At 66.9% G+C, this 26,748-nt stretch carries 29 protein-coding genes and 4 tRNA genes; 12 read left to right on the forward strand and 21 right to left on the reverse strand.

Annotated elements, in window-relative coordinates; translation table 11 throughout:
* Positions 1–49 precede the first annotated feature (49 nt).
* The 4 genes from nusG to ABLE92_RS11770 form a co-directional block, all read right to left on the reverse strand.
* Positions 50–937, reverse strand: coding sequence for a transcription termination/antitermination protein NusG (gene nusG / locus ABLE92_RS11755; RefSeq protein WP_348804947.1), 888 nt, complete (start codon positions 935–937; stop codon positions 50–52).
* A gap of 127 nt (positions 938–1,064) precedes the next feature.
* Positions 1,065–1,559, reverse strand: coding sequence for a preprotein translocase subunit SecE (secE, locus tag ABLE92_RS11760; RefSeq protein ID WP_348804948.1), 495 nt, complete (start codon positions 1,557–1,559; stop codon positions 1,065–1,067).
* Between the two features lie 39 nt (positions 1,560–1,598).
* Positions 1,599–1,671, reverse strand: a tRNA-Trp gene (locus ABLE92_RS11765).
* Positions 1,672–1,909: 238 nt separating this feature from the next.
* Entirely contained in the window at positions 1,910–3,319 is a 1,410-nt protein-coding gene (locus ABLE92_RS11770; protein WP_348804949.1) for an aminotransferase-like domain-containing protein, read from the reverse strand.
* Between ABLE92_RS11770 and ABLE92_RS11775 the strand changes: the two genes are divergently transcribed.
* On the forward strand, positions 3,318–4,319 hold the full coding sequence (locus tag ABLE92_RS11775; protein WP_348804950.1) for a DMT family transporter: 1,002 nt from the start codon (positions 3,318–3,320) through the stop codon (positions 4,317–4,319). The genes ABLE92_RS11770 and ABLE92_RS11775 overlap by 2 nt on opposite strands.
* A gap of 187 nt (positions 4,320–4,506) precedes the next feature.
* Here ABLE92_RS11775 and ABLE92_RS11780 read toward each other — a convergent pair whose 3' ends face one another.
* On the reverse strand, positions 4,507–5,550 hold the full coding sequence (locus ABLE92_RS11780) for a hypothetical protein (protein WP_348804951.1): 1,044 nt from the start codon (positions 5,548–5,550) through the stop codon (positions 4,507–4,509).
* A 140-nt stretch (positions 5,551–5,690) separates the two neighbouring features.
* On the reverse strand, positions 5,691–6,314 hold the full coding sequence (locus ABLE92_RS11785; protein ID WP_348804952.1) for a TetR/AcrR family transcriptional regulator: 624 nt from the start codon (positions 6,312–6,314) through the stop codon (positions 5,691–5,693).
* Positions 6,315–6,487: 173 nt separating this feature from the next.
* Between ABLE92_RS11785 and ABLE92_RS11790 the strand changes: the two genes are divergently transcribed.
* The 3 genes from ABLE92_RS11790 (at position 6,488) to ABLE92_RS11800 (ending at position 9,122) form a co-directional block, all read left to right on the forward strand.
* Positions 6,488–7,675 carry an aromatic ring-hydroxylating oxygenase subunit alpha gene (locus tag ABLE92_RS11790; protein WP_348804953.1) on the forward strand — a complete coding sequence of 396 codons (1,188 nt, stop codon included), beginning with the start codon at positions 6,488–6,490 and terminating at the stop codon, positions 7,673–7,675.
* Positions 7,676–7,687: 12 nt separating this feature from the next.
* Positions 7,688–8,821, forward strand: a complete 1,134-nt coding sequence (locus ABLE92_RS11795) for an NAD-dependent epimerase/dehydratase family protein (RefSeq protein ID WP_348804954.1) — start codon at positions 7,688–7,690, stop codon at positions 8,819–8,821.
* A 64-nt stretch (positions 8,822–8,885) separates the two neighbouring features.
* A complete protein-coding gene (locus tag ABLE92_RS11800; RefSeq protein ID WP_348804955.1) occupies positions 8,886–9,122 on the forward strand; it encodes a hypothetical protein in 237 nt (78 codons plus the stop codon).
* Positions 9,123–9,306: 184 nt separating this feature from the next.
* Here the strand turns inward: ABLE92_RS11800 and ABLE92_RS11805 are convergent, their stop codons facing one another.
* The 5 genes from ABLE92_RS11805 to ABLE92_RS11825 all read right to left on the reverse strand — a co-directional run bounded on the left by ABLE92_RS11805 (position 9,307) and on the right by ABLE92_RS11825 (position 11,232).
* The gene (locus tag ABLE92_RS11805) at positions 9,307–10,392 is read right to left on the reverse strand and encodes a fused (3R)-hydroxyacyl-ACP dehydratase subunits HadA/HadB (RefSeq protein ID WP_348804956.1); all 1,086 of its coding nucleotides are present in this window, start codon (positions 10,390–10,392) and stop codon (positions 9,307–9,309) included.
* Positions 10,393–10,574: 182 nt separating this feature from the next.
* The gene (gene rpmG / locus ABLE92_RS11810; protein WP_005188102.1) at positions 10,575–10,742 is read right to left on the reverse strand and encodes a 50S ribosomal protein L33; all 168 of its coding nucleotides are present in this window, start codon (positions 10,740–10,742) and stop codon (positions 10,575–10,577) included.
* 84 nt (positions 10,743–10,826) lie between these two features.
* Positions 10,827–10,900, reverse strand: a tRNA-Met gene (locus ABLE92_RS11815).
* A gap of 40 nt (positions 10,901–10,940) precedes the next feature.
* Positions 10,941–11,013: transfer RNA gene (locus ABLE92_RS11820), tRNA-Thr, on the reverse strand.
* Positions 11,014–11,151: 138 nt separating this feature from the next.
* Positions 11,152–11,232 (reverse strand) — tRNA-Tyr (locus ABLE92_RS11825).
* Positions 11,233–11,433: 201 nt separating this feature from the next.
* Here ABLE92_RS11825 and ABLE92_RS11830 point away from each other — a divergent pair.
* Positions 11,434–11,925: a YajQ family cyclic di-GMP-binding protein gene (locus tag ABLE92_RS11830; RefSeq protein ID WP_348804957.1), complete on the forward strand. Its 492-nt coding sequence runs from the start codon at positions 11,434–11,436 to the stop codon at positions 11,923–11,925.
* A 27-nt stretch (positions 11,926–11,952) separates the two neighbouring features.
* Here ABLE92_RS11830 and ABLE92_RS11835 read toward each other — a convergent pair whose 3' ends face one another.
* The 3 genes from ABLE92_RS11835 to htpX form a co-directional block, all read right to left on the reverse strand.
* A complete protein-coding gene (locus tag ABLE92_RS11835) occupies positions 11,953–12,381 on the reverse strand; it encodes a TA system VapC family ribonuclease toxin (protein WP_348804958.1) in 429 nt (142 codons plus the stop codon).
* Positions 12,374–12,601: a hypothetical protein gene (locus tag ABLE92_RS11840; protein ID WP_348804959.1), complete on the reverse strand. Its 228-nt coding sequence runs from the start codon at positions 12,599–12,601 to the stop codon at positions 12,374–12,376. Before ABLE92_RS11840 ends, ABLE92_RS11835 begins: the two co-directional genes overlap by 8 nt.
* 142 nt (positions 12,602–12,743) lie before the next feature.
* A complete protein-coding gene (htpX, locus tag ABLE92_RS11845) occupies positions 12,744–13,607 on the reverse strand; it encodes a zinc metalloprotease HtpX (protein WP_348804960.1) in 864 nt (287 codons plus the stop codon).
* A 122-nt stretch (positions 13,608–13,729) separates the two neighbouring features.
* On the opposite strand from htpX, the gene ABLE92_RS11850 reads away from it, so the two are divergent.
* The gene (locus tag ABLE92_RS11850; protein ID WP_348804961.1) at positions 13,730–14,224 is read left to right on the forward strand and encodes a hypothetical protein; all 495 of its coding nucleotides are present in this window, start codon (positions 13,730–13,732) and stop codon (positions 14,222–14,224) included.
* Positions 14,225–14,258: 34 nt separating this feature from the next.
* Here the strand turns inward: ABLE92_RS11850 and ABLE92_RS11855 are convergent, their stop codons facing one another.
* Both ABLE92_RS11855 and ABLE92_RS11860 read right to left on the reverse strand, forming a co-directional pair.
* Positions 14,259–14,669, reverse strand: coding sequence for a hypothetical protein (locus ABLE92_RS11855; RefSeq protein ID WP_348804962.1), 411 nt, complete (start codon positions 14,667–14,669; stop codon positions 14,259–14,261).
* Positions 14,653–15,666 carry a polyprenyl synthetase family protein gene (locus tag ABLE92_RS11860; RefSeq protein ID WP_348804963.1) on the reverse strand — a complete coding sequence of 338 codons (1,014 nt, stop codon included), beginning with the start codon at positions 15,664–15,666 and terminating at the stop codon, positions 14,653–14,655. The genes ABLE92_RS11855 and ABLE92_RS11860 overlap by 17 nt, the downstream gene beginning before the upstream one ends.
* 140 nt (positions 15,667–15,806) lie before the next feature.
* On the opposite strand from ABLE92_RS11860, the gene ABLE92_RS11865 reads away from it, so the two are divergent.
* From ABLE92_RS11865 to ABLE92_RS26150, 4 genes are all read left to right on the forward strand, one after another.
* Positions 15,807–17,105, forward strand: coding sequence for an FAD-dependent monooxygenase (locus ABLE92_RS11865; RefSeq protein ID WP_348804964.1), 1,299 nt, complete (start codon positions 15,807–15,809; stop codon positions 17,103–17,105).
* Between the two features lie 123 nt (positions 17,106–17,228).
* On the forward strand, positions 17,229–18,164 hold the full coding sequence (locus tag ABLE92_RS11870) for an oxygenase MpaB family protein (RefSeq protein WP_348804965.1): 936 nt from the start codon (positions 17,229–17,231) through the stop codon (positions 18,162–18,164).
* A 211-nt stretch (positions 18,165–18,375) separates the two neighbouring features.
* Complete coding sequence (locus ABLE92_RS11875; RefSeq protein ID WP_348804966.1) at positions 18,376–18,801, forward strand: hypothetical protein; 426 nt, start codon at positions 18,376–18,378, stop codon at positions 18,799–18,801.
* Between the two features lie 64 nt (positions 18,802–18,865).
* Complete coding sequence (locus ABLE92_RS26150; RefSeq protein ID WP_496560795.1) at positions 18,866–19,444, forward strand: DUF3558 family protein; 579 nt, start codon at positions 18,866–18,868, stop codon at positions 19,442–19,444.
* Positions 19,445–19,570: 126 nt separating this feature from the next.
* Here ABLE92_RS26150 and ABLE92_RS11880 read toward each other — a convergent pair whose 3' ends face one another.
* The 5 genes from ABLE92_RS11880 to ABLE92_RS11900 all read right to left on the reverse strand — a co-directional run bounded on the left by ABLE92_RS11880 (position 19,571) and on the right by ABLE92_RS11900 (position 24,720).
* Entirely contained in the window at positions 19,571–20,266 is a 696-nt protein-coding gene (locus ABLE92_RS11880; protein ID WP_348804967.1) for a demethylmenaquinone methyltransferase, read from the reverse strand.
* A 10-nt stretch (positions 20,267–20,276) separates the two neighbouring features.
* Complete coding sequence (locus ABLE92_RS11885; RefSeq protein ID WP_348805120.1) at positions 20,277–21,443, reverse strand: glycosyltransferase family 4 protein; 1,167 nt, start codon at positions 21,441–21,443, stop codon at positions 20,277–20,279.
* A gap of 104 nt (positions 21,444–21,547) precedes the next feature.
* The gene (locus ABLE92_RS11890; RefSeq protein WP_348804968.1) at positions 21,548–22,093 is read right to left on the reverse strand and encodes a DUF3592 domain-containing protein; all 546 of its coding nucleotides are present in this window, start codon (positions 22,091–22,093) and stop codon (positions 21,548–21,550) included.
* Positions 22,094–22,133: 40 nt separating this feature from the next.
* Complete coding sequence (menD, locus tag ABLE92_RS11895; protein ID WP_348804969.1) at positions 22,134–23,792, reverse strand: 2-succinyl-5-enolpyruvyl-6-hydroxy-3-cyclohexene-1-carboxylic-acid synthase; 1,659 nt, start codon at positions 23,790–23,792, stop codon at positions 22,134–22,136.
* A 46-nt stretch (positions 23,793–23,838) separates the two neighbouring features.
* Positions 23,839–24,720: a type IV toxin-antitoxin system AbiEi family antitoxin domain-containing protein gene (locus tag ABLE92_RS11900; RefSeq protein WP_348804970.1), complete on the reverse strand. Its 882-nt coding sequence runs from the start codon at positions 24,718–24,720 to the stop codon at positions 23,839–23,841.
* Positions 24,721–24,971: 251 nt separating this feature from the next.
* Between ABLE92_RS11900 and ABLE92_RS11905 the strand changes: the two genes are divergently transcribed.
* Both ABLE92_RS11905 and ABLE92_RS11910 read left to right on the forward strand, forming a co-directional pair.
* Positions 24,972–25,595 (forward strand): class I SAM-dependent methyltransferase, encoded by a 624-nt coding sequence (locus ABLE92_RS11905; protein WP_348804971.1) that lies wholly within the window; start codon positions 24,972–24,974, stop codon positions 25,593–25,595.
* 49 nt (positions 25,596–25,644) lie between these two features.
* The gene (locus ABLE92_RS11910; protein WP_348804972.1) at positions 25,645–26,727 is read left to right on the forward strand and encodes an AbrB family transcriptional regulator; all 1,083 of its coding nucleotides are present in this window, start codon (positions 25,645–25,647) and stop codon (positions 26,725–26,727) included.
* The last annotated feature ends 21 nt before the right edge of the window (positions 26,728–26,748 follow it).

Below are 26,748 nucleotides of genomic sequence, written 5' to 3' on the forward strand. Positions count from 1 at the left end.
GAACGTTCTGCCCGTTCCCTGAGGTGCGAGCGAAGCGAGCCTCGAAGGGTCAGATCTTCTCGACCTGATTGAACCCGAGCTCGACCGGGGTCTCGCGACCGAAGATCGAGACGAGCACCTTCACCTTGCGCTGCTCGGCGTTGACCTCCGAGATCGACGCGGGCAGCGTGGCGAACGGGCCGTCCATGACGGTGACCGATTCGCCGACCTCGAAGTCGACCTCGATGGTCGAGGTGACCGCAGCGGCTGCCGCCTCGACACTCTCGCTGGCCGACGCCGCCTTGGCCGGAGTCTTCTTGGCCTCGGTGCGCGGCAGCAGGAACTGCAGCACCTCGTTGAGGCTCAACGGCGACGGCTTGGAGGTCATTCCGACGAAGCCGGTGACGCCCGGGGTGTTGCGCACCGCGCCCCACGACTCGTCGTTGAGGTCCATGCGCACCAGGATGTAGCCGGGCAGCACCTTGCGGTTGACCTTCTTGGGCTGGCCGTTCTTGATCTCGGTGACCTCTTCGGTCGGGACCTCGACCTGGAAGATGTAGTCGCCGACGTCGAGGTTCTGCACGCGGGTCTCGAGGTTGGCCTTGACCTTGTTCTCGTAGCCGGCGTAGCTGTGGACGACGTACCACTCGCCCGGCGCGCGACGCAGTTGCTTGCGCAGTTCCTCGGCGGGGTCGACCTCTTCTTCGGGCTCGTCGGCGGGAGCGTCCGCGGCCTCGTCGGCAGCTTCGACGGCGGCCTCGCCACCCTCGACGGCAGCCAGCTCGTCCTCGGCGGCCTCGGCCTGCGCGTCGACGCCCGGCTCGTCGGTCTCGTCGACAGCCTCATCGACGACAGCGTCGTCAACAGCGTCATCGACGACGACGTCGTCAACAGCCTCATCGACGACGACGTCAGCGGCGTCGAACTCAGTCGTTTCGGTGTTGTCCGGGGTGCTCACTGCAGCCCACGCTCCTCTTTCATGTGTTCGGGTCGGCCGTCATCGCTGGGACCTTCCCGGGTCGGCCACTCGGACCGTTCCGGTTGGCACCCTCCGACCGACCGGCGAACTCACCTGTGGTGAGTCGCTAGCCGAACAGCCAGAGGACGCCCTTCGCGAAGGCGAGGTCGATACCGAAGATGAAGGCGGTCATCACGATGACGAAGACCAGGACGACCACGGTGTAGGTGATCATCTCGCGTCGCGTCGGCCAGATGACCTTCTTCAGTTCGGAGACGACCTGCTGCAGAAAGACCCAGATCCGAACGATCGGATTGCGGCTCTCCGCAGGAGACGCCTTCTTCTTGCGTTCCTTGACGGCGACCGCGGTTCCGCCAGCGGAATCGGTGTCGTCGTCGGAGCTGTCGGTGGCAGACGCAGAACGACGACGCCCCGACCGCTTACCCGTCGGCCGGAGATCCTTCTCGGCCTCCGCGTCCTTGGTCAGCGAGGTCTTCTTCTCAGCGCTCGTGTCGTCGGAATCCTCGGCGGCGGCATCGGCCACATCGAGCTCGTCGGCCGCCGTGTCGGCGGTCTCCTCCGCGGCATCCTTGGCGCGGGCGGCTCGATCTCGCTTGCTCACCTTCGAGGTTCCTCTCGTCTACGTATGCCCTCTCCAGGGCAGGGGCGACAGGACTTGAACCTGCAACCTGCGGTTTTGGAGACCGCTGCTCTGCCAGTTGAGCTACGCCCCTTTGTGACGGTCGTCGTCCGGGGAGTAACTCTCCGAGCGTCGATGGTCACCGTCTCGATCCACCCTACGGATCTCTCGGAGCCTCCGACCGGTCACCCCGGTGCGAATGCCTCCGACAAAACCAACGCGCCACCCTATGGGTAGCGCGCAAGTCAAAGTCAATCGAGACACTTCAGTGTAGAACATCGGCGACGCTGAACCCAAAACGCCCACCGACCGCCGCCGGAGCGAGGGCCCGCTCAGAGGCTCTCGACCAGAATCCGCACCGCCTCGTCGTAGCGTTCTACCCCGGTGGCCCCATAGGTCAGCCGCACGAAGGAGCCGTTTGGTTCGGCCGGGAACCACTCCCCACCCGACGAGATCGCCAGGCCCGCGGCCAGCGCCCGCGCGGCGACGACGTCGGGGTCCGGCACGTCGTCGAGGCCGCGAGCACCCTCGAGCCGCACCCACAGATGCAGCCCACCGCCGGGCGCGGTGACGTCGAAACCAGCCGACCGCAGTGCCCCGACGAGCGCGTCGCGTCGCTCGCCGAGCTCCCGCGACAGCGCCTTGACGTGCCGACGCCACGCCGGCCTGCTGACGACGTCGAGCGCCGCGGCCTGCAGGATCGGCGACACGAACAGATCCGAATGCGCCAGGGCCTGCTCGATCCGCAGCCGGGCCGGACCGCGGGCCATCACCGCCGCCACCCGCATGGTCAGCGACATCGACTTGGTCAGCGACCGGATGTACACCACATGTCCGTGGACGTCGGCACTGGCCAGCGGACGTGCGGGCCGATCGATGCCGAAGTCGTGGGCCCAGTCGTCGTCGATCACGAAGGCCCGATGCGCGGCGACGACGTCGAGGATCTCGGCACGCTGGGCGCCGGTCCACTGATCGCCGGTCGGATTGGCGTAATTGGGTTGGGCGTAGAACAGCCGCGCCCCCGACGACGCGAACGCCGCGTCGAGGTCGGTTGCGGTGGGTGCGCCGTCGACGCGTGGCACCGGAACGATCACCAGTCCCGCCTGCCGGGCCGCGCCGATCGCACCCCAGTAGGTGGGTGATTCCATCACGATCGGCTCGCCCGGCGCGGCGAGCGCCCGAAAGCTCGCAGCCAGCGCCGCCTGACCACCGGAGGCGATCATCACCTCGGACTCGTGCCACGCCGATCCACCGTCTGACCCCGCCTCGCTCACCTCGCCGGCGAACCAGGCACGTAGTTCCGGCAGTCCGGCAACGGGCGGTCGGCGGTAGCTCTCCTCCCGACGAGCCGCACGTCCGAGTGCGGCGGCCACCTCGCGCCTCGGTAGCAGTGACGCATCCGGATAGCCCGAATGCATCGCGATGGTGTCGTGCGGCACCTGCCGCAAAGTCGAGCCCACCGGCGAGGCACCCGACCGTCGGGGCCCGAGTGCCGCGGTCTGCCACGCGACATCCGTCGCGTGAGCCGCCGCCGGACGAGCCCGGACAAAGGTGCCCAGACCAGGGCGGGTGTCGACGACGCCGTCGGCGACGAGGATCGCCAGCGCACGCTGCACGGTGACCGGGCCGGCACCGAACTTCGCGGCGATCTCGCGGGTGGAGGGCAGCCGCGTCCCCGGCGTCGCGGAGGCCGCCAGGGAACGCAGGTGACGAACAATCCGGTCACTGCTATCGTCAGACATGAATGGCAATAGTAGCGCTATCGCACCGTCGCGCCCACCGCTTTCCATCCAGGGGCCGACCACCACCCACGGCCTCGCCTGGGGACTGCTGGGTGTGGTCGCGTTCTCCTTCACTCTCCCGTTCACCCGGATCGCCGTCGGCGGCGACTCCGGTTCCGGGCTCGACCCGATCGTCATCGGCTGCGGGCGGGCCGTCATCGCGGCGGCGCTGGCCGCGGTCGTCCTCCTGGTTCGCCGCGTCCCTGTCCCGTCGCCCGGGCAGTGGTTACGGCTGGTCCCGGTGTCGGTGGGTGTGGTCGCCGGCTTCCCGATCCTGACGTCCCTCGCCATGCGGCAGACCACTGCGGGACATGCGGCCGTCGTCATCGGTCTGCTGCCCGCGGCGACAGCGGTGGTCGCCGTCCTGCTCACCCACGAGCGCCCGACACCGAGGTTCTGGCTCGGTGCGACGTTGGGTGTGATCGCGACCGTCGGGTTCACCGTGGTGGCACACGGATCGCTGGGCGGAGGCGGCGTCAGCGACGTGTACCTGGTGGCGGCGGTCGCGCTCGGCGCACTGGGCTACGCCCAAGGCGGTCGGATGTCCCGCGAGATCGGCTCGTGGCAGACGATCTGCTGGACCCTGATTCTCGCGTCGCCGGTAATGCTCGCCGCCACAACGGTTGCGCTGGGTACCCGCCCGGTGCATGCGACGCCCGGACAATGGGGCGCGTTCCTGTATCTCGCCGGGATCAGCATGTTCCTCGGCTTCTTCGCCTGGTATCGCGGACTGGCGATCGGCCCGATGACCACGGTCAGTCAGATCCAGCTCGTGCAGCCGGTCCTCAGCGTGATCTGGGCCGTCGTCCTTCTCGGGGAGCAGCTGACCCCGGCGCTCACAGTCGGTGGTTGCGTGGTCATCGGATGTGCGGCCTTCACCGTGCGGTCCCGAGTACGAGATCGGACAACAGCCCCCGGCCCCGCATTCGTGGATCCACCAGGGTGCAGGCCGCGATGTTGAGGTAGGGAACCACTCCCAACGCCGGGTGCGACGTCAACAGTTCGGTGTTCGACACCCACCACTTCAGTTGCGGCGGTCGGCGGACGTCGACACCGATTCCGTCCACGTCACGTTCTGGCCGTGGGTAACGGTGGCCTGTTTCGGGATCACCTGCCTGATCGGAGTCATGCGCGTCCCGCGACAGCGCTCAGACGTGCACGGTGAGTAGCACCGTCGCCGCGTGACGGCGGACGAAAACCCATCGCGAGGACAGACCCGCCATCGCTACCCCGACTTCGCCTTCGCCGATCGCGAACATCCTCGACGGTGACAGTTGTGTCGCAAGAACGTGATCGAGATGCGGTCGGCTCGCCAATACCCGTTCGAGCGAGGCGTATTCGAGCCCACCGTTGAGGTGATCGGCGAGGTATCGCCGCGACAGCACCGACAGGACCACCTCGTCGGACATATCCGACATCAGGTCGACGATCTCACCGAGGCGCCCGAGCCATCCCACCGACGACGCCACCCTTGCGCGGTAGGCCTCGGGTCGGCCGGTGGTGCCCACGACGTCCCGTAGCTGCGCGGCGACATCGTCGGGTATCGCGCTCAACGCGTCGAGGACCGCACACCAGTCCAGGCCGTCCGCCGGCACAACGTCACAGATCCGCGCGGCCACCGCAGCCACCGCAGCCGGTCCGCACTCCATCAGCAGGCCGATGGCATCCGCGCGGATCAGTGGCGAGGACTGCGGCTCGGCGATCGCCCTCATCAGCTCGTCGGTTCGAGCAGCCGGCGACAGTGCCGCCAGCCGGGCGTTCTCCAACCGTCTGGCTGCGATGGCGGGAAACTCCTGCACGAGCCTCTCGGGCGGAACACTCCGCACGATCTGCTCGTCGTCTCCGTTGAGGACCACGATGAGGAAGTCGGGACTGACCGCCTCCATCGCCCGCAGGTAGCGCGCCGCCTCGTGGCTCGCGGTCACCAGTGCGGCGAAGTACCGTTCGACGACCCCTTCCCACCGCCCGCCACCGGAACCGATACTCGCGGTGACCCGACCGGCCCACGCATCGGCGTCACGTCCCGGATCGTGTTGCCACGACCATTCTTCGGGACACCAGTCCGGATGCCTGGCGGGCTCGTCGTCGATGGCAACCGACGGGAACAGGATGAGCATGTCGCGGACGTGGAAGTCGAAGAGGGCAGCGCGCCGCGGTACCCGAGTCGCATTCGAGGAAGTCCACTTCGCCACCGCTGCAACTATTTCGGCGATCGCGAACCGTTCGAACTCAGCCCAATCGACGCGCGGCCGGTCCGGGTGCACAACGGCGACCGAGTGTGCAGGTGTGCCTGAGCCGTTTCCGTCGCGGGGACCCGGCCCGCACACCGGCCTCACCGGCTACATTCCGGGATCGGATTACGTTGCGGTGCTGCGACGCTCGGCGCCACCCAGCGGCGCAGGTACGCCCTGAGGTCGCCACCGTGACGCGGCGGATGCCCGGGGTCGGCGATCAGGGTCTGCAACATCCGGAGCATGTGCTCGACCAGTTCATCCAGGTCGCCGTCGGACCAGCCGGCAGTCGCCCAGTCGACGTCGAACTCGCCGATGATCGACCTACCCAGTGCAATTGCTCCCGGCGAGGTGACCTCTGCGAGGAATCGCGACGACTCCTCCCGCCCAAACAACAGTGCGAATCTCTGGTTGCTGCGCAGCAATTCGAGAGTCACCGCAATGCCCTCGACCACCGCGTCGGCGGGATCGGTCACCCCGTCCATCGCCGCGGAGAGTTCGCGGAGGAACCCGGAGGTACTGCGCTCGGCGGCCGCCTGCAGGATCGCCCCGCTCGAGTCGAAGTAGCGATACACGGTTTGGCGCGTCACTCCCAGTCGGCGCGAGATCTGGAGGATGTTGACCAGTTCCCGCTCGTCCATCATCTCCATCGCTGCCGTCAGGATCCGCTCGACCGCTTCCTCGTCATCGTTCGGCGCGGCGCCGGACCAGCCGTGCGTTCGCATAGGTCACCCTCTCAAGTGGCGTCATCGACAGGCTATGTCACTCAAGCCCCAAAATGACTAGACACTTCCCCGAGACAGTGTATGGTCTACCGCATGGCCGCGATCACATTTGCCGCGCGCCTATTGCGCACCACACCTTCGATACCCATGACAACGAGGAGGTCAGCAGCCCGATGACCACCACATCACCCGAGGGACTCGCCACCGAGCCCACGCCGCTCGGCTGGGACCTCACCCGTCGCGCCCTCGAACTCGCATCGACGCAAACCACCGACATGGCCGCCGACACATTGCGCGTGCCGCTCGACTACTACCGCGACGACTCTCTGACCGACCGCGAAGAATCGACGATCCTGCGTCGGGTGCCGATCCCAGTCCTCGCCAGTGCACAGATCCCCGACAAGTTCGATTACGTCGTCCGCTCGGTGATCGGCGATTCGCTGCTGATCACCCGCTCCCGCTCGGGTACCGCGCACGTGCTGCTGAACTACTGCCGCCACCGCGGTGCGATGCCTGCGTGCGGTTCGGGAAATGCACGCCGGTTCACCTGCCCGTACCACGCGTGGGTCTATGACAACACGGGGCGATTGAAGGGCGTACCGGGCGCTGCGGGATTCGACTCGATGAACCGGGACGACTACGGTCTCGTCGAATTGCCCAGCGAGGAACGCCACGGATTCATCTGGGCGGTGCTGTCGGCCGACGCCACCATCGACCTCGACTCACATCTCGGACCGATGGGAGCTGAACTCGCACAATGGAATTACCAAGATTTCCGCTACCACGACGAGAGGTTACTGACTTCGGACGTCAGCTGGAAGGGTGCGCTCGAGGCGTTCGCCGAGGGATATCATTTCCCGTTCGTGCACGGCAACAGTCTCATCGGCATGAACACCCTCGCCAACACCCATGTCTACGACGAGTTCGGTGACCATCACCGGATCGGTTTCCCGTTCAACTGGATCGGACAGCTCGAGGGCACCGAACCTGCCGACAACTGGGACCCGGTTGCGCAGATGGGCATCATCTACTGGGTCTATCCGAACCTGATCCTCGCCAACAGCCCCGTCGGCGTCGAGGTGATCGACATCCTGCCGGAGAAGTCAGCCACCCGCTGCACGGTGCGCCACAGTTGGATGGCTCGCTACCCGGCGACCACCGACGAGCAACGCGAACTGTACGACGGGATCTTCTCCCAGGTGCATTCCGCCGTCCGTGACGAGGATTTCGCCATGCTCCCCCAATGTGGGGAGGGTGTCCGGCGTGGCCAACACGACCACATGCTGATCGGCCGTAACGAGGTCGGGGTCCAGCACATGGTTCGCGTGATGGCCGACAAACTCGGCATCTCGCTGGGATAGTGGGTTGGGACCATGAAGACGTTGGTCACCGGGGCTTGCGGTCTCGTCGGATCCGCGGTCGTTCGGGAGTTGCTCGATCGCGGGAACAGTGTCACCGCAACAGATCTCGACGTCAAAGACAACCACAGGGTGGTCGCGTCGCTGCAGGTACATGCAGCGACGACCAGCGGTTCGCTCGATGTTCGCTGGTGCGATCTGACCACTGCGTCAGCGTCGTCACAACTGGTCGCCACGACACAGCCAGAGGCAGTGGTCCACCTTGCGGCGCTGATCCCGCCGTTCTGTTATGCGCGTCCGCAGCTGGCGCGGGCGGTCAACGTCGACGCGACACGACACCTCGTCGACGCCTGCGTGGCGAGCCAGGCGTCACCGCGTTTCGCGCTGGCGTCGTCGATCGCGGTTTACGGTTCTCGAAATCCGCACTCGCAGAACGACCTTCTGAACGAGAGCACCCCGCGTCGACCCAATGATCTGTACGGCGGCCACAAATGCGAGGCCGAGGACATCCTGACGGCCTCGGCGCTGGACTGGGTGATTCTGCGCCTCGGCGGGGTGATCTCGGCCGGCCAGACATTCGACCTCAATCCGGATCTGATCGCATTTGCCGCTGCGCTGCCCGGTGACGGCAGACTGCAATCGGTCGCCGTCGGCGACGTCGCCCGGGCATTTGCAAGTGCGTTGACCACCGATCGGTCCCGGGAGGTCTATCTCGTCGGGGGCGATCCCTCACACCGGCTTCGCCAGGAGGAACTCGCCGAACGCACCGCCGCGGCCGTCGGAATGGTCGGCGGGATGCCCCCCGCACGGCCCGGTGACCCCGCACAGGACGCCGAGTGGTTTGCCACCGACTGGATGGACACCACGCGCGCGCAACAGGTGCTCGACTATCAGCGGATCACTTTCGACGAGTCGCTCGCGCAGGCCCGTGCGTATAGCGGACGGCGTCGCCCTCTGTTACGTGTCCTCGCACCGCTGGCCAATCTGGCCCTGCGCCTACGCTCGCCCTATCGGGGATGGCCGGGAAAATACGCCGATCCGTGGGGTGTCGTCGCCGCACGATGGGGAGCCCCGGGCCCGGACACACCTGTCCCCGACAGCATTGGGCCCGACAGCACTTCGGTGTCGGTTACCGATCGACCGGAGTAGATGGCTTACCGAAGATCAGTCGGGCGTATCCCTCCGCGATCGACGACTGCTATGCGGCGTTGGAGTGGGTCATTCTCGGCATCCTGGCCGTGCCGCCGCCGAACCCGAATCGGACGCACTCACCGTCCTCAAGACCCGGGCCGAGGAGCTCTCACGCGTGATCATCGAGTGGGCACGCGACCGCGGCGAGATCGGCCCCGGCGACATCCCGTCGAGTGGGCGCTTTTCCGTCGAGTGGGCGCCCTTTCCCGTCGAGTGGGCACGAGCCGCGGCACCGCCCGGACCTGTTGCCCATTTCTAGACATTCTCGAAGTAGAGCCCGACCAGCGACCTGGGCTTTTGCCGAAAATGACTCGGCGCAATGTCTAGAAATGGGCAAGCCCGGAGGCCCGCAACCCCCGGACTCGCTGACGGCGCTCCCGCGGTCGTTGACAGCGCCCTATCCAACGTTGACAGCGCTCACCTCACCGGCGACGGCGCCTACGTCAGTTGAACTGAACAACCGCCTGCGCACGTCCGAAGATCTTGCGGTCGCCCTGCTTGCCGACGATGGCGATGGTGCCGCGCCGGGTGTCGGGGTCCAGCGACTTGATCTTGCCGGTGAAGTCGACGGCCGCACTGTCGTCGGCGGGCACATACACCGGGCTGGTGAAGCGCACGTTGTACTCGCAGAACGCGGCCGGATCACCGATGAATTCGGAGATGAAGCTCGCACCCAGACCCATCGTCTGCATCCCGTGGGCGACGACGTCGTCCATCCCCGACGCCTTGACCAGGTGATCGGAGAAGTGGATGGGGTTGGGATCGCCGGCCACACCGGCGTAGTTGGTGAGGTTGCCGCGGGTCAGCAGGAAACGCTTGGCCGGCAGTTCCTGACCGACGGTCAGTGTGTCGAAGTCGACGGCCGCGTACGCACCCGGACGTTCCGTCGGATCGGGCAGCTCGTACCGGCCGGGCTCGGGTTCGACGGTCCGCGCAACCTGCGCCGGCGGCGGAACCTTCATCATCACGTGGTCCAGCGACTCGGCGAGCCGCGGATCGATCTCCATGCCCGGGCGCGCGGCCAGCGACGTGTAGGTGGTCATCACCGGCTCGTCGTGCTGAGTCCAGATGACGTTCTTGGTGACCATCAGGTCGATCATCTCCGGGCTGGTGACGTGCCGGAACGAGTCCAGCGACACATCACAGATCAGGCGGTCGCCGACCTTCATCGGACGGTGGTAGATGAGACGCTGATCGGTCTGCATGATCTGCCACAGGTCATAACCGGTGATGACGTCCTCGAAGAGCTTGCGCTGGGCGATGATGCCCAGCACCGACACGTAGGTCGGCGCGGCGACCAGGGTGTCATGCCCCATCTGCTTCGCCTCGGCCTCATCCCAGTGCACCGGGTGGGTGTCCTGCACGGCGAAGGCGTGCTTGCGGACCTCCTCGCGACCGATCTCGTAGTAGTCCTCGACGGTGTAGTTGAAGCCGACCAGCGACTTGGTGTGCTCGGCGATCTCCTCGGGAGAGAGCTTGCCGCCGTCGGTGGTCAACGCCGTCGTCCGTTCCTCGGTGCTCTGTGACATGGGATGTGGGCTCCTTACTCGCCGCTCCCGGTGTGGCTGAGACGATATGGACGACGATGTGGACCGACCGGGCATGGTCACATCGGGTGAGGCCGCTGACGCCTCCACGAAGAACTGCGGGTCGCCTCATCGAGGCGACCCGCAGTCATTGAAAACCTATGTCGGAATCGCCGACGACGAGGTCAGCGCGATTCCTTGTGTGCCTGATGCGTGCCGCAGTTCGGGCAGAACTTCTTGATCTCGAGGCGATCGGGATCGTTGCGACGGTTCTTCTTGGTGATGTAGTTGCGGTGCTTGCACACTTCGCAGGCCAAGGTGATCTTGGGCCGCACATCGGTTGAGGAAGCCACGGTTGTCCTTCTTTCACGGGGGTGGTGCGTTGTTGGCGCTCGCGCCCCCGTGTCCCCGGGCCGCCGCGGGCGCTGCGTGTTGTGTAGCGGTGGAGGGACTCGATCCCTCGACCTCACGATTATGAGTCGTGCGCTCTAACCAGCTGAGCTACACCGCCTTGGCGGCCTGAAAACCCGTACGGGCGTCCAAGTCCAGCGAGCCCCCTGACGGAATCGAACCGTCGACCTTTTCCTTACCATGGAAACGCTCTGCCGACTGAGCTAAGGGGGCGTACCCGTTCCGCTCCGTACCAGGTGGTCCGGGGCGGCTCGAGAGCCTTAACGAGATTACACACCGATCCGGCGGCGCACCAAATCGCCTGCGTCCAGGCAATTGGATGGCACGTCGCGGGCGACGATCTCCTCGTTGTGGCAGATGCAGGATTCGAACCTGCGTAGCTTTCGCGACGGATTTACAGTCCGCTCCCATTGGCCGCTCGGGCAATCTGCCGTGTGCTGTCTCCGCGACCGTGACGACCGCGTGAACAACGTCGTGAAGAATACAACGAACCCTCCCGGTCAGCGCAAACCAGCAGCTCAGGACGCTTTCCACAGAGGGCCCGGCGACGCCGACGCGCCGGTGTCGGGTCCACATCGGCCCGGTCGGCACAACCGTCAGAGCCCGAGGGTCGGACCCGATAGGCTGACAGGTATGGCTGATTCATCGTTTGACGTGGTGAGCAAGGTCGACCGCCAAGAGGTCGACAACGCACTCAACCAGGCCGCCAAGGAACTCTCGCAGCGCTACGACTTCCGGGGCACCAACACCGGCATCGAGTGGTCCGGCGAGGAGGGCATCGTGCTGACCTCCGACGCCGAGGAACGCGTGCAGGCCGGCCTCGAGGTGTTCAAGGAGAAGCTGATCCGGCGTGACATCTCGCTGAAGGCCTTCGACGCCGGCGAACCCGTCGCGTCGGGCAAGCAGTACAAGATCACCGGCAAGCTCGTGCAGGGCATCGACTCCGAGCACGCCAAGAAGATCTCCAAGAAGATCCGCGACGAGGGCCCCAAGGGCGTCAAGGCGCAGATCCAGGGCGAGGAACTGCGCGTCTCGTCCAAGAAGCGTGACGACCTGCAGGCCGTCATCGCCCTGCTCAAGGGTGAGGACTTCGGCATCGCCCTGCAGTTCGTCAACTACCGGTAACGCCTGCCGCCACGCGTCCTCACTTCATCAGACGAGCGTCAGCACCGCCTGCTGGTCGGACGGCGTGAGAACGCGCGCGATCTTCGCGTCGAAGGTGATCAGGCGACCGGAGTGGCGAGCCGCCAGATTGACCAGGTGCAGATCTGTGACCTGGCGAAATCCTGCGAGACCGCTCAAGTCGACGGCGGCCTGCGCGAGCGACGAGTCGTCGGGCAGGAACACAGCACGTTCATGCTCGCGAATGGAGCGCAGCGTCTCGATCGCGGCCTCGGCCTCGACCGCTCGGCCCATCACGACCTTGTTCAGTGCCATCCGGAGTAGGCCCGCCTCGGTGATCGGCGTCGTCGCAAACCTCGCTACCGACCTGAACCAGTCCTGAGCTGCGTCGTGATGAATGTGGCCGGGGTGCACGAGCGCGACCAAGACATTGACGTCGGGCAGATCGAGGTCACTCATCAAGCATCGCTTGGGCCACCATCTCATCGGTCACAACGTGTCCAGTCGCCGCCGGCAGCAGGACCAGCCCACTCTTGTCGGTCGACGCCGACTGGGTGGTGGACATGCCCGCGATGGCGAGTTCGGAGACCGCCTCACCGATGCTCTTGTTCTGCCCTTCGTTGACTCGCGCTCGGGCAGCCGCAAGTACACGCGGGTCGATATCCAATGTGGTCCTCACGCACTCAGAGTAGTGCATCACTCATCACGCATCACTTACGCGATCCCCAGCCCAAGGCCTGCACGCCCGCCCGGAAACGCAAACAGCGCGATCCGGCTCGACGACGACGATCGCCGTCCCGACGGCCTCACCGACGAGTCGGCTACCTCCCCGAATGCGGGCCTCGCCGCGCCATCTCCTGAAGCCGGGCGATGCGCTCGGCGGTCGGCGGATGTGTAGAGAACATCTTCGCCATCCGGTCGGTGGCCCGGAACGGGCTCTCGATCATCGCGTGACTCTGCGCGGCGATGTCGGGCTGCGGCGGCAGCGGCGCCGCCTGGATGCCGCCGGAGATCTTCGCCAACGCCGACGCCAACGCCAACGGGTCGCCGGTCAGTTGGGCTCCCGACTGATCGGCCTGGTACTCCCGCGACCGTGACACGGCCAGCTTCACCAGCGTCGCCGCGATCGGCCCGAGGAAGGTGATCAGCAGCAGCACAAGCGGATTCGCGCCGTTCTCGCGGTTACCGCCGAAGAACAACGCGAAGTTCGCCAGACCGCTGATGATCGCGGCCATCGCACCGGCGATCGAACTGATCAGGATGTCGCGGTTGTAGACATGCGACAGTTCGTGCCCGAGCACCGCGCGCAACTCCCGCTCGTCGAGCAGGCGCAGAATCCCGGCGGTGCAGCACACCGCGGCGTTCTTCGGATTACGGCCCGTCGCAAAGGCATTCGGTGACTCGGTCGGGCTGATGTACAGCGCGGGCATGGGTTGGCGTGCCTGCGTGGCCAATTCGCGCACGATCCGATAGAGCACCGGCGCCTCCACCTCGGTCACCGGCTGTGCGTGCATCGCCTTCAACGACATCTTGGCGCTGTTGAAGTACACGTAGGCGTTGACCGCGACGGCCAGGATCACCGACCCCCACAGCACCGTCGGATTCCGGAACGCAGCACCGATTCCGACGATGATCGCCGACATCAGACCCAGCAGGGCCGCCGTTTTCAATCCGTTGAAATGCATCAAATCCTCGTTCGTTCTGGCCACAACCGATGTGGAGTGTCCAGTCTGTCAAACGATCCAAGGGTCGGTTAGGTTTCCTCGCCGCGTCGAAGGCGGATTTCACTCGCTACACTCGAGCCCCGATGACGCGCACTCCCATCCCGGTGAACCAGGTCACCTTCGAGTTGTCCAGCTGGCCCACCCGAGGTGTCGACGACTCCCCGATCGCCGTCCTGACGCCCCACGTCGATGGCGTCAGCCTGATCGGCATCGTCGCCGATTACGAGCGCAACCTCGGGAACGAGTTCGCCGGCGACTATGCCGGCTTGATCCCGCGACACTTCAACTACGGCGACATGGCCGAGTATCTTCTCGGCCGGACACCAGGCCAGTGGCCCGAACCCCACGTTGCCGCATTGCTCGGGTGCTCGTGCGGGGAGGTTGGGTGCGGCCCCCTGTTCGCCCGGGTCACCATGTCGGAGACCGCCGTGTCCTGGTCTTTCTCTGGTCAACGCCGCGACATCGATCACTCGAAGTTCGGGCCGTTCCTCTTCGACGCCACGCAGTACGAGGAGGCGGCGTACGCGGTGCGCGACCGCCTCGCGGCCTTGCCACCTGCCTACGACGAGATGCCCTGACGCGGTTGATCGATCGTGGCCTCCGCGGCCCGCGTCAGATCGGTATCCACCCCGGCCACCACCCCGGCACGTTGTCCGGCGGGCAGATCGGTGCCGGGTAGTCGCCGCCCGGATTGTGTCGCCAGGCGACGTAGACCCACGCGACGGCCACGGCAAGACCACACGCCAACGCCAACGCGCCTGCCACGCTCCGCCGCGACACCAGCGCATACGACGGCAGCATGGCGACGGCCAGCACGATCAGCAGGAACGGCAGATCGAAGAACAGCAGCCCACCGCTGTTGGCCGCGGCGTTGACGCCGACATCACACGCCGACCACATCGCCGCCAGCAGGTAGACGACGCCCAGCGCCACCGCGGGTCCGGCCACCGCGACGACCGCCCATCCCGCGATCACCCAACTGGGCCGCGGCCGGGGACCGCCGACCTCAGCCGGTGCGTTCAATCGTGTAGTCCACCAGCGAACTCAACGCCCGATGCGCCGGCCCGGTCGGCAGTTGCGCCAGTTCGGCATTCGCCTCGTCGGCGTAGGCGCGCAGCTTGTCCTTGGCCGCCACCATCCCACCAGATGCGTTGAGCAGATCCAGTGCCTCGGCCACCTCGGCGTCGTCGGTCAGCGGCCGGGCCGCACCGTCGACGAGGAGCAGTTCCCGCAATCGATCCGAGGCCGCGTCGTCGCCCTGCAGGGCATACAGCACCGGCAGGGTGTGCACCCCCTCACGCAGGTCGGTGCCCGGGGTCTTACCGGAATCTGTTGTGACAGAGCTGATGTCGATGATGTCGTCGGACACCTGGAACGCCGTTCCGATGATGTCACCGATCCGGGAGAGGCGTTCGATGTCCTCGGACGTCGCGTCCGCGGCCATCGCGCCGAACCGTGCGGCGGCCGCGATCAGCGACCCGGTCTTCTCCCACACCACCTTCAGGTAGTGATCGATCGGGTCCACGCCCTCGCCGGCGCCGACGGTCTCGCGCATCTGACCGGTGACCAGTTCGGCGAAGGTCTCGGCGATGATCCGCACCGCGTCCGGACCCAGCGTCGACACCAGCCGCGACGCCCGCGCGAACAGGAAATCGCCGGAGAGGATCGCGATGCTGTTGGTCCAGCGGGCATTGGCGCTCTGCGCGCCGCGACGCATCGGCGCCTCGTCCATCACATCGTCGTGATAGAGCGTCGCCAGGTGGATCATCTCGACGACGGTGGCCGAGGTGATCACCTCGTCGGCGTCCGGACGCGCCCCGAACTGCGCGGCGAGGATCGCGAACATCGGCCGGAACCGTTTGCCCCCGGCCCGCGCGAGGTGCGTCGCAGCCTCGGTCATCACGTCGTCGCCGGAGGCCAGCTCGGACAGCAGCAGGTCCTCGACCCGCGCCAGCGACGACCGCACGGTCTCGGCGAACTCGTCGGACCCCAGGTCTACGCCGGTGAATGTCGACTTCACGTGCTGCGCCACTCCATCTCGAGAAGGTGCCGGGACGGCCCGCACCACCGCGCAGGCCGCACTGTCTGCCGCCAGCCTATCCGTAGGCACCGACGACGCCCGACACACGTCACCGCGGCGCGCGCCGACATACTGGTCGGGTGAGCACCGCGCAGCCGCCGACCGACCGTCCCGACACCGCCGACGTGCTCGTCGTCGGCGCCGGCCCGGCAGGTTCGGCCGCCGCCGCGCACGCCGCCGCGGCCGGTTTCGACGTGGTGCTCGCCGACGCGGCGGTGTTCCCGCGCGACAAAACCTGCGGCGACGGCCTCACTCCACGCGCGGTCGCGGAGATGTCCACCCTCGGCCTCGACGGACTGCTCGCCGACCGCCCCCGCCTGAACGGCCTGGAACTGCACGGCTGGGGACGGGCCGTGTACGTGCCGTGGCCGTCCGGGCACTTCCCGAGCTACGGCAGTGCGGTCGCACGACTCGAACTCGACGACGCGATCCGCGGGCTCGCCGTCACCCGCGGCGCGCGGATGGTCTCCGGCGCCAAGGCCGTCGACGTGGAGATGGACGGCGATCGCCTCGGTGCGGTCACCTTCGCCACCGACGACGGCCCGCACACCATCCGGGCGCGGGAGGTGATCGTCGCCGACGGCGTGCGTTCCGGCCTCGGCAAACTCCTCGGCCGGCAGTGGCACCGCGACACCGCCTACGGCGTCGCCGCCCGCGCGTACGTCCCGTCGACGCGCGCCGACGCCACGCTGATGGGTTCGCACCTGGAGTTGCGTGGACCCGACGACACCCTGCTGCCCGGCTACGGCTGGGTGTTCCCCCTCGGCGCGGTCGACTCCGGCCCGATGACCGCGGTTGCCCGGCCAAAGGGTCACGGCCTGCTCAACATCGGCGTCGGAGCGTTGGCGACGTCAAAACGACCGGCGCACATGGCACTTCGGCCGGTGCTCGAGCATTACGCGCGGATGGTCGGCGACGAGTGGCAGATCGCCGGCGACCCCGTCCGGATCGCGTCGGCACTGCTGCCGATGGGCGGTGCGGTCAGTGGGGTGGCGGGTCGCAACTGGATGCTCATCGGCGACGCCGCGGCGTGCGTGAACCCGCTCAACGGCGAGGGCATCGACTACGGCCTCGAGACCGCGCGGTTGGCCGTCGCCCGACTCGGCGCCGGCGATCACACCGACGCCTGGCACGCGACCCTCGTCGAGCATTACGGGCTCGCGTTCTCCGCCGCCCGACGCCTCGCCGGACTGCTCACCATGCCGCAGACCGTGCCCATTCTCGGGCGCCCCGGCATCCGCTCCCAGCGACTGATGTCGCTGGTCGTGCGCGTGATGGGCAACCTGATCACGCCCGAGGACACCGACCTCGTCGCCCGCGCGTGGCGGTCGGCGGGACGGGTGTCCACGAAGGTCGACGACGTGCCGCCGTTCGCCTGACCGCGTCCTCATCGTCCGACCTCCCCCACCCTCCGGACAGGTAGGGCCCTTCGACCCAAGCGCGAAGACACATATTTGATAATATGTTTCAAACACGTCAGCCGAAGTCATCGAGGGAGTACCGTGCCGACCGCATCATCCGTCGCATCCGCGATCGCGGATCGCATCAGCGACCGCCGCGCCGAGCGTTACCGCCTGCGCAACGACCTGGCGGCCACCGATCCCGCCGGCGACCCCGAGGCGTATGCCCGCGCACTGGGCACCCTGGAGTATCCGTGGGGTATCACGATGGCGCTGAGCTTCGCCCTCTTCCGCACCTACGCGGTCCCCTCCATCGGCGATCTACTGTGCGACACAGGCGAATTCACCGAACGCACCCAGAAACGCTACGACGACACCGTGCTGCTGCTCGACACCCCCGTCGAGTTCGGATTCGCAGACCCCAAGGGCCGCTCCGCGATTCGCCGCATCAACCAGATGCACAGCATGTACGACATCTCCAACGACGACATGCTCTACGTCCTGGCCACCTTCGTCGTCTGCCCGGTCCGCTGGGTCGCCGACTACGAATGGCGGCCGTTGCGCCGCAACGAGATCGACGGCCTCACCGAGTACTACCGCAAACTCGGCAACCACATGGCCATCAAGAACATCCCGGCCACCTACGAGGAGTTCGAGAAGTTCCTCGACGACTACGAACTCGCCCACTTCGCCTACTCCGCCGACTCCCGCAGGGTCGCCGACTCCACCCTCGACCTCCTCGCAACCTTCATGCCGTTCCGCCTGCTCCCCGCATGGTTGGTGCGCCGCCTGTCCTTCGCCCTGATGGACGACCGCCTCCTCGAGGCCTTCCGCTACCCCAAGCCGACCGCCGTCGAACGCGTCCTCGCCCGCACCGGCCTCAAGGCCCGAGGCCTGGCCATCCGGTTCGCCGCGCGTCCGCGCACCACCCCGCAATACGGCCGCGACATGCAGCAGATCCGTTGCTACCCCAGGGGATACGACGTCGACCAACTCGGCACCTTCTCCCCCGGTTGCCCCGTTCGTCACGCCGGCTGAGCAGTATCCGCAAGAACGTGGGTCCTGTTGGACGTCGTGGGTGGTACAGCACCCCCATCCTCCAACAAGACCCACCATTGCATCGCCACCACACGACCAACCCGTCCATCCACAAGTGGCGCGGTTACCCCGCCCGATCTGCGAACTTCTGCTTAGAATGCGTGGACGCCGTGGATCTGGCCGCCACGGGAGTGGCCAGAAGGGGGAGATCATGACGGACTTCTTCGTATTGCCAGGCACGCGAGTGCCCCTCGAGGGCTCCGACATGCCCAGCTATCAACCCGACGACGACGGCCCCATCGGGCTCGGCTCCGCGGCCGGCGACGGCCTCGGCGGCGGTGGCGTCGTTCAAGTCGTCGACGCCGAGTGGGGACGCCGCGCTGCCGTGGCCCGGGGGTTGGCGGGGGAGTTGGGGTCTGTCATCGTCGACCTTCGGAACGTCATCGACCAAAACCACTACGGGTCAGTACCGGAGGGCGAGGGCTTCTATTCGCGCCTCATCAATTTCGTCAGCGAATTCTGCGGGAGCCTTGACACACAAACGCAAGCACTTCACTCGATTGCGGATCAGTGCGACCTCGCGAACACGGAGTTACATGCGGCAGATGGTAATGGCGCCACCAGCCTCACAACATAAGTCGAAGAACAGTTTTAGCTTGCAAGCGCTAACACGCGTGGCGGGGCTAGTTGGGGTAATGGTGATGATTGGCGGTTGTGCCGATACGTCGGCCGGCCCCCCTTCAGCACCGTCTCCATCGGCTTCAAGCCAATCACCACTTTCCGTCCGGCAAAAAGACGCCAGCGGTGACCTACTTCCTTTCCGAACCGTATTTCCCGACAGGTGGAGCGAGCTTAACGACGGTACAACCTACGAGCCTTGCACCGCCCTCACGGGTCCGGAGCTCGAGGCTCTCGACCTCCAAGTGAGCTCCGTCCGAGATGCGGCGCGGGCCAACCACCAAACTGCACGCGGGTGTGTGTGGAAGGCGTCAGGGTCTTCCACCACCCTGGTATCCCAGGCCGTCGGAAACGGTCCGTCGCTGACCGAGTACAAACAGCGTCAATCACCGGTAGTCGACTGGCGACCCGATATCCAGCTAAACGCTCGAACAGCCGCTATCGGGACCCCTCATTCCGAACACACGTGCACCACCTATGTCCGCTCCGGCAGCGCGATTGTCTCAACATCAGTAACGTCATTTGATTCGTTGGCTGTCGACGAAATCTGCGCCAAGGCACTGGCTTTCACGCGCGCAACGATCGACAAGATGCCACCCTGACCCAGACACCCAGCATCCACCCAGCCCCCAACCCCTGCCAAACCTGGGTCCTACACGAGAACCTGGGTGCTGTAGCACCCAAGTTCTCCAGCACCACCCAACTTTGCCCCAGAGCCCCCGCGACAGCTACACCCGAATCCCCGAATGAATGGCCGCGATCCCACCGGTCATGTTCTGCCAGCGAACGTTGGTGAAGCCGGCGTCGCGGATCAGGTCACCGAGGCCGAATTGATCGGGCCAGGCCCGAATCGATTCTGCGAGATACACATACGCGGCCGGGTTGCTCGACACCTTGGTCGCCACCGCCGGCAGCGCCTTCATCAGATACTCCATGTACACGGTCCGGAACGGCCGGAACGTCGGCGTCGAGAACTCGCAGATCACCAGTCGCCCACCAGGTTTCAACACACGGCTCAGCTCACCCAGTGCAGTAGGCACGTCGTGGACGTTGCGTAAGCCAAAGGAGATCGTCGCCGCGTCAAACGACTCGTCGGCGAACGGCAACTGCATCGCGTCGGCGGCCACCTTGGGCACATCCCGGTCGGCCCCCGCCTTGAGCATGCCGAGCGAGAAATCCGCGGCCACACACTTCGCGCCCGACGTCGCCAACTCGACCGTGGACACCGCGGTGCCGGCCGCGAGGTCGAGCACCACGTCGTCTGGTGTCAACGCCAACGCCTTGCGGGTCGCCTTGCGCCAGCGTCGATCCTGCGCAAACGACAGCACGGTGTTGGTGATGTCGTAGCGTTTCGCGACGCCGTCGAACATCGCCGCGACCTCGGCCGGATCCTTGTCCAGACTCGCACGATCGGTGGTAGCCATGGCGACCACGCTACCCGGCCAGCCGCTGCCCCTCCGACGCGATCCCACCACGCCCATCCCGCTCGGCGATCACCGCCCGATAATGCCCCACCAACTCCTCGCACAGCGCCGGCCACGTCCGCGCCCGGACCGCCGACAACCCGGCCCGACCCATCGCCGCCCGCTGCACCGGATCACGCAACGCCTCGACCGCCTCGCCGACCCGATCGGCATACGTCCGCGGATCCAGCAGGAATCCCGTCGACATCGGCGTCACCAGATCCCGCGGCCCACCGGCATCCGGCCCGATCACCGGCAACCCGCTGGCCATCGCCTCCTGAATGGCCTGGCAGAACGTCTCATGCTCGCCGGGATGGGCGAAGACATCCAGCGACGCATACGCCCGCGCCAACTCCTCGCCGCGCAGCTCGCCGGTGAACACCGCATTCGGGCACATCCGCGACAACCGCGCCCGCTCCGGCCCGTCGCCGACGATCACCAACCGGATCGAATCATCGGCATCCAACCCGGCCAGCCGCTCCACATGCTTCTCCGGCGCCAACCGCCCGACAAACCCGACCACCAGCCGGCCATCCACATCCCACGACGCCCGCAACACCTCATCGCGTCGCGACGGCGAGAACTGTGCCGTATCAACCCCCCGCGCCCACCGATGCAATCGCGGAATACCATGTGCGGCAAGATCATCCATCGTCGACGTCGACGGTGCCAGGGTACGGTCACACGCCATGTGCACCCGCTTGGTGTAGCGCCACGCGGCCTTGCCCGCCATCTGCATCCGATACGCCTGCGCGAACCCCGCGACGTCGGTCTGAAACACCGCCACCGACGGCACCTGCAGCCACTTCGCCGCCACCGCACCCGCCCCGCCGACCACGAACGGCGACGCCAGATGCACCACATCCGGCCCCACGTCACGCAACGTCCGGTACAACGCCGGCGTCGGCACCCCGACCGGCAACGACGTCACACCGGGAAAATTCATCGACGGCACCGTGTGCACCGGCGTCCGACGCCCCACCAATCGCGGCGCCCGCCGCCCCTCACGCTCCGAATCCGGAGCGATGACGACCGCGCAATGGCCGGTCCGCTCCAGATGGTCGACCACCCGCAGCACCGAGTTGACCACCCCGTTGACCTGCGGGAGAAAACTCTCCGTCACAATCGCAACGCGCATGGCGCCATCGTCACCGTCGCCGATGACCCGCGAGAAGGCGCGACGTGACATGCACGCGAACTCCCCGCAAAATCTCCGACAGACCGACCTCTAGGTGGACTTCCTCACGCCTGCACCGAAACCCGCTCACCGGAAGGGCCGGAACCATCCGATCCGGCATCATCCGACGCAACCTCGTCCGGCCCGCCATCACCACGCTCGGCATCGCCACGCTCGGCCCCACCACGCCGACGCCGCCATTGCCGGTTCACCTCGGCGATCAGCAACATCAACGCGATGACGACGAGCCACGCCACCGCCGCCACCGACGCGGCCGGGATGATCGACAACGCCGCCGTCCGCCCGGCAGGTCTCGCCAGGTCGGGATTGGTGGTGTCGTATTCGACGCTGATCCGCTGCCCGGTACCGAGTTCGGTCGGATACAGCAGGCCCAGCCGCGGACTGTAGATCTGCCCGTCCGGGGTCTGGAAATACGCCACCGCATGCAGCCGGTCCGCCGACACGATGTCGGCCATCACGGTGCCCTTGTTGCGGTCGATGGCGGCGTCATTGCGGTAGGCGGCCACCACGATCGCCCCGGCCATCACCGTCACGATCAACCCGAGCACCAGCAGCGTCTTCTGTACGCGCCGCAGGATCGTCGGATTCATGACAGACAGGATACGTCGCCGCCCCACCGACCCCGCGCCGCTACCGCAGCCGCGCCACGATGCCCGCGTGCACCGCCCGCAGTCGCTCCCGGTCGGTGACCACCTCGATCACCTCGATGCCCTCACCACCCGGCTCGGCCAGCACCGCCGACACCTCACCCACCTCGACCCGCCGATGCGGCAGATGAAAACCCGCGCACAACGACGCCAGGTCCGTCCGGTGCGGCGTGCCGAAGACCCGCTCGTACGCCCCCGCGTACGGGCCACTGTTGAACCGCGGATCCCCCTGCTCGAGCAGCCCGAAGATGCCACCCCCGTCATCATTGGCAACGACGATCCGCAACGATGTCGGCCGCGGCTCCCCCGGTCCGACGATCAGTCCGGTCGCATCGTGCAGGAACGTCAGATCCCCCATCAGGGCGACGGTCCGCGCGCCCGGATGGTCGATGTCGTGCGCCAACGCCGCACCGATCGCCGTCGAATTGGTGCCGTCGATCCCGGCGACACCCCGGTTCGACAGCACCCGCACACCCGCCGGGACCCGCCCGGCGAGGGCGATGTCGCGGATCGGGTTGCTCGCGCCCACCACCAGCTGATCGCCCGGCGCCATCGCCGCGCTCACCGCCCGCGCCACATGCAACCCGGTCGGCGCGCCACCCGCATCCAGCTCGGCGACGACCGCCCCGAGCGTCCGCTGATGGATCTGCGCACACTCCTTGAGCCACTCCTCACGCGGTTCGCCGACGGCCTCCACCCGCGTGCCCGTCGCGTACACATTGCCCGACACATCCGGCCATCGCGGGCCGGTGGTCACCGCGTACACCTGCACGTCCGGGTCGGCCAGCAGGCGTGACACCCCGCGGTGCAGCGTCGGCCGGCCGCAGATGATGGCCTGCCTGGGTGTGAGCGTGTCGAGCGCGAGGGGATGCAGCGGCGTCGACGGATGCGGTGCGGTCGGCTCGGCCACCGTCGGCACACCGGCCAGCTCCGGATACCACCCGGCACCGTGACCTGCGACGACGACGGTGTCGACGGACAGATCGATCGGCAACGGGATGTCAAGTTTGCCGACCGGCGCCTGCGTCCACGGCAACCCGCCCGGTCGGCCGGCGAACTCGCCGAACGCGTCGTCGGGTTCGGACCCCGGCCCCGGGACGAGGGGTTCACGCAGCGGGATGTCGAACTGCACCGGCCCGGCGTTACCGGTGCGCGCACCGCGCGCCGCGGCCAACACACGCCCGACCGCCGAACGCCACTGACTGTTCGTGTCGACGTCGGCCTCGGCCAGTCCCAGACTGATCGCCGCCCGCACCTGCGTGCCGAAGATGCCGAACTGTTCGACGGTCTGATTGGCCCCCGACCCGAGCAGCTCGTAGGGCCGGTTCGCGCTGACCACCACCAGCGGCACCCGCGCATAGTTCGCCTCGAAGACCGCCGGACTCATGTTGGCCACCGCGGTACCGCTGGTCATCACGATCGGCACCGGCCGCCCCGACGACGCCGCCAATCCCACCGCCAGATATCCCGCCGACCGCTCGTCGATCCGCACATGCAACCGCAACGACCCGGCCACGTCCGCGGCATGCAAGGCGAACGCCAGCGGCGCGTTCCGCGACCCGGGGCACAGCACCGCTTCCCGGACACCGCCGCGCACCATCTCGTCGACGATCACATGCGCCTGCAGGGTCGAGGGATTCATGCGATCCAGCGTAGTAGTGCCCGCACGAGGGCCCCGGTCGCGGCGGTCAGTCATCGGTCAGTCGACGATGGTGCCGCTCGTTCTGCAGGATCTGCTCGATGTCCTCGACGGTCTCCTTCCACCCATACAGGACGTCGTCGTAGGTCAGGCGCAACGGATCGAGTCCTTTGGTGAGAGCCTTACGATCCCGTCGGCGGTCCTTGCGGTAACTCTCCAGGCTGGTGTGGTGAAGCTCGCTGTCGCATTCGATGAGCAGGTTCTCCACCCGGAGGTCGACCAATCCGACCCTGCTGATGGGCGGTTGCACGATCACCACGTAACCGAGCCGCCGCAACCGCACCCGGACGATGGTCTCGGTCCCCGACATCGACGCCGGATCGCACTCTTCGAGGAGCATCCTCATGTACTCGTCGACGCCCGGCAGCATGGCGATCAGCCACTCCACGTCCAGGCCGTGCATGTTCATCACCGAATCGCAGACCACGATCCAGTGCTCGTCGGTCATGCAGTGCGCCGCTGCTGCCAGCGCCACCATCAGCGGATCGAGGATCGTCGTAACCGGGGTCGGTGACCCAGGTGGCCGGCAGCATCCTGCCCATTGACGAGTCGCCGCCTTCCCCGTCCGGACATGCAGTTGGTCGTAGCCGGGCGGCACCCAGATCCCGTACTTCGTCAACGCGGTCGGCCCGCTCACTGCGCCATACCGTCGCGCTGCGGCGATGGCCTCAAGGTCGGCTCCCGGGGTGGCAAACCATCCGCGCCGGATCTGCTCGAGTTCTTTCCGCCGCACCATTCGCTTGATGTCGGTATCGGTCACTCCCGCCGCGAGCAGCTCCGGTCGGGTGCTGACGCCCAATGTCACGATCTTGTCGATGTTGTTCGTGTTGTCCATGGCCATTGGACGCAGCAGGACCCCGTGTGGCTCCATCGAGTCCAGCTTGGGGATAAGACGATCTCCGAACCGCGTGCGCTCCACCCGGACCCGCTTCACATCAATCCCATCAGACACTGGTGCCTCATCCGCCACATCCGTGTCACGGAGGATCCCCGGGCGCCCACCCCTGTGCCCATTTCTAGACATTCTCGAAGTAGCCCCGCAGCAAAACCCCAGGTCAGCGCGATCTGCTACTGAGCGGGATGTCTAGAAATGGGCAGAGGGTTCGGCCTACCCTCACTTCCATGGCCCCCGGCTTCTATGATCGCCACATTTTGCCGCGTCTGATCAACCTGACCTGCGGTTCGTCGCTCATCCGACCGTTACGAACCACCACCTGCGCCCCACTGACCGGCCGCGTCGTCGAGATCGGGTTCGGTTCCGGACTCAACGTCGCCGCCTATCCCGACACGGTCACCGAGGTCGTCGCCGTCGAACCCTCCGACGACGGCTGGGCCCTGGCCGCCGAACGCGTCAGCACGGCCACCGTCCCGATCACCCGCGCCGGCCTCGACGGCCAGTCACTCCCCTTCGCCGACAACACCTTCGACTCCGCGCTGTCCACGTTCACGATGTGCACCATCCCGGATCTGTCCGCCGCGCTGTCCGAATTGCGCCGCGTCCTCAAACCCGGCGCCCCGCTGTGTTTCCTGGAACACGGCGACGCCCCCGACTCCCGCGTCCAACGCTGGCAGCACCGCCTCGAACCGATCCAGCGCCGCGTCGCCGGCGGCTGCCACCTCACCCGCGACATCCCCGCCGCCCTGACCGACGCCGGCTTCACGATCACCGACATCGACCGCTTCTACCAACGCGGCACGCCCCGCACATTCGGCGCCATGTCGCTCGGCACCGCCCACGCGTCCTGAGCCACCGCACCCCACGCACCTGAAGAACTCCCCGCCTACCCTGGACCCAATGCGCCACCCGACCCTCCTCCGCTGGATCGGGTTGGCACTCCTCACCGCGATGGCCACGGCCCTCCTGCAACTCCTCGACGTCGACGCCGCAGCATTGTTTGCCGGTCTGGTTGTCGCCGCGGTACTGGCCATTGCAGGTGTGGCACCCCGCGCCACCGCCGACAACCCGGACCCACCCGTCATCCCGCGGCCCTTGTTCCTGGCGTCGCAGGGTGTACTCGGCGTGTTCATCGGAACGATGGCCGACCCGGACACCCTCGCCGGACTCGGCTCGGCGTGGCTGCCGGTGCTCGTCGTCGGCCTGGGCACGCTGGCGCTGTCGGTAGTCGGCGGCATGCTGCTCGGCCTGCACAAACAGGTCGACACCCTGACCGGCGCCCTGGCCCTCGTCGCGGGCGGCGCCTCCGGATTGGTCGCGCTGACAAGGGAACTCGGCGGCGACGAACGCATGGTCGCCGTCATCCAGTATGTACGCGTCGCACTGGTCACCATCACCATCCCGCTGATCGCGACCATGGTGTTCCATGCGAGCGCCGACGGTGTGGTGGTCGCGTCCCCGTCGGCCGGTGACCAGGGTTGGGGCCTTCTCCTGCTCGCCGTGTGCATCGGGATCGGCCTGCCACTCGGCCGTCTCATCCACCTACCGGCCGCCGGCCTCCTCGGCCCGATGGCCATCGCGACAATCATCGAACTCACTGGGATCGGCGGCGACGCCGCCGTCTCCGGCATCCTCCTCGGCCTTGCCTACGCGGTAATCGGCTGGCAGGCCGGCCTCGGTTTCACCCTCGACCGCCTGCGTGCCATCGGCCGCGTGCTGCCGTTCGCCATCGTGTTGATCCTCGGCATCGGCGTCGGCTGTGCACTCCTCGGCGTGCTGCTGTCGGCGTGGACCGGGGAGTCGATGTTCGACTGCTACCTCGCCACCACCCCCGGCGGCATCTACGCGGTGCTCGCGGCTGCCACCGCGGCCGGTGGGAACGTGGCGTTCGTCGTCGCCGCGCAGATCCTGCGGGTCCTGTTGATGCTGTTCGTCGCACCCTTCGCCGCCCGATGGGTCGCGCGGCGCGCCACCCCACTGTGATCGGGCTCGCACGGCGACTAG

This window comes from Gordonia oleivorans, from assembly GCF_040044975.1.
In the GTDB taxonomy this organism is placed as follows: domain Bacteria; phylum Actinomycetota; class Actinomycetes; order Mycobacteriales; family Mycobacteriaceae; genus Gordonia; species Gordonia oleivorans.

What these genes read in the sequence shown, in the direction of transcription:
- ABLE92_RS11885 (WP_348805120.1), bottom strand. Translation starts at nt 21,443, where the DNA reads ATGCGCGTTGCGATTGTGACGGAGAGTTTTCTCCCGCAGGTCAACGGG.
- ABLE92_RS11775 (WP_348804950.1), top strand. Translation starts at nt 3,318, where the DNA reads ATGAATGGCAATAGTAGCGCTATCGCACCGTCGCGCCCACCGCTTTCC.
- ABLE92_RS11830 (WP_348804957.1), top strand. Translation starts at nt 11,434, where the DNA reads ATGGCTGATTCATCGTTTGACGTGGTGAGCAAGGTCGACCGCCAAGAG.
- ABLE92_RS11790 (WP_348804953.1), top strand. Translation starts at nt 6,488, where the DNA reads ATGACCACCACATCACCCGAGGGACTCGCCACCGAGCCCACGCCGCTC.
- ABLE92_RS11805 (WP_348804956.1), bottom strand. Translation starts at nt 10,392, where the DNA reads ATGTCACAGAGCACCGAGGAACGGACGACGGCGTTGACCACCGACGGC.
- ABLE92_RS11875 (WP_348804966.1), top strand. Translation starts at nt 18,376, where the DNA reads ATGACGGACTTCTTCGTATTGCCAGGCACGCGAGTGCCCCTCGAGGGC.
- htpX (WP_348804960.1), bottom strand. Translation starts at nt 13,607, where the DNA reads ATGCATTTCAACGGATTGAAAACGGCGGCCCTGCTGGGTCTGATGTCG.
- ABLE92_RS11910 (WP_348804972.1), top strand. Translation starts at nt 25,645, where the DNA reads ATGCGCCACCCGACCCTCCTCCGCTGGATCGGGTTGGCACTCCTCACC.
- ABLE92_RS11785 (WP_348804952.1), bottom strand. Translation starts at nt 6,314, where the DNA reads ATGCGAACGCACGGCTGGTCCGGCGCCGCGCCGAACGATGACGAGGAA.
- ABLE92_RS11900 (WP_348804970.1), bottom strand. Translation starts at nt 24,720, where the DNA reads ATGGAGCCACACGGGGTCCTGCTGCGTCCAATGGCCATGGACAACACG.
- ABLE92_RS11770 (WP_348804949.1), bottom strand. Translation starts at nt 3,319, where the DNA reads ATGTCTGACGATAGCAGTGACCGGATTGTTCGTCACCTGCGTTCCCTG.
- ABLE92_RS11905 (WP_348804971.1), top strand. Translation starts at nt 24,972, where the DNA reads ATGGCCCCCGGCTTCTATGATCGCCACATTTTGCCGCGTCTGATCAAC.
- ABLE92_RS11835 (WP_348804958.1), bottom strand. Translation starts at nt 12,381, where the DNA reads ATGAGTGACCTCGATCTGCCCGACGTCAATGTCTTGGTCGCGCTCGTG.
- ABLE92_RS11850 (WP_348804961.1), top strand. Translation starts at nt 13,730, where the DNA reads ATGACGCGCACTCCCATCCCGGTGAACCAGGTCACCTTCGAGTTGTCC.
- ABLE92_RS26150 (WP_496560795.1), top strand. Translation starts at nt 18,866, where the DNA reads ATGATTGGCGGTTGTGCCGATACGTCGGCCGGCCCCCCTTCAGCACCG.
- ABLE92_RS11880 (WP_348804967.1), bottom strand. Translation starts at nt 20,266, where the DNA reads ATGGCTACCACCGATCGTGCGAGTCTGGACAAGGATCCGGCCGAGGTC.
- ABLE92_RS11890 (WP_348804968.1), bottom strand. Translation starts at nt 22,093, where the DNA reads ATGAATCCGACGATCCTGCGGCGCGTACAGAAGACGCTGCTGGTGCTC.
- menD (WP_348804969.1), bottom strand. Translation starts at nt 23,792, where the DNA reads ATGAATCCCTCGACCCTGCAGGCGCATGTGATCGTCGACGAGATGGTG.
- ABLE92_RS11795 (WP_348804954.1), top strand. Translation starts at nt 7,688, where the DNA reads ATGAAGACGTTGGTCACCGGGGCTTGCGGTCTCGTCGGATCCGCGGTC.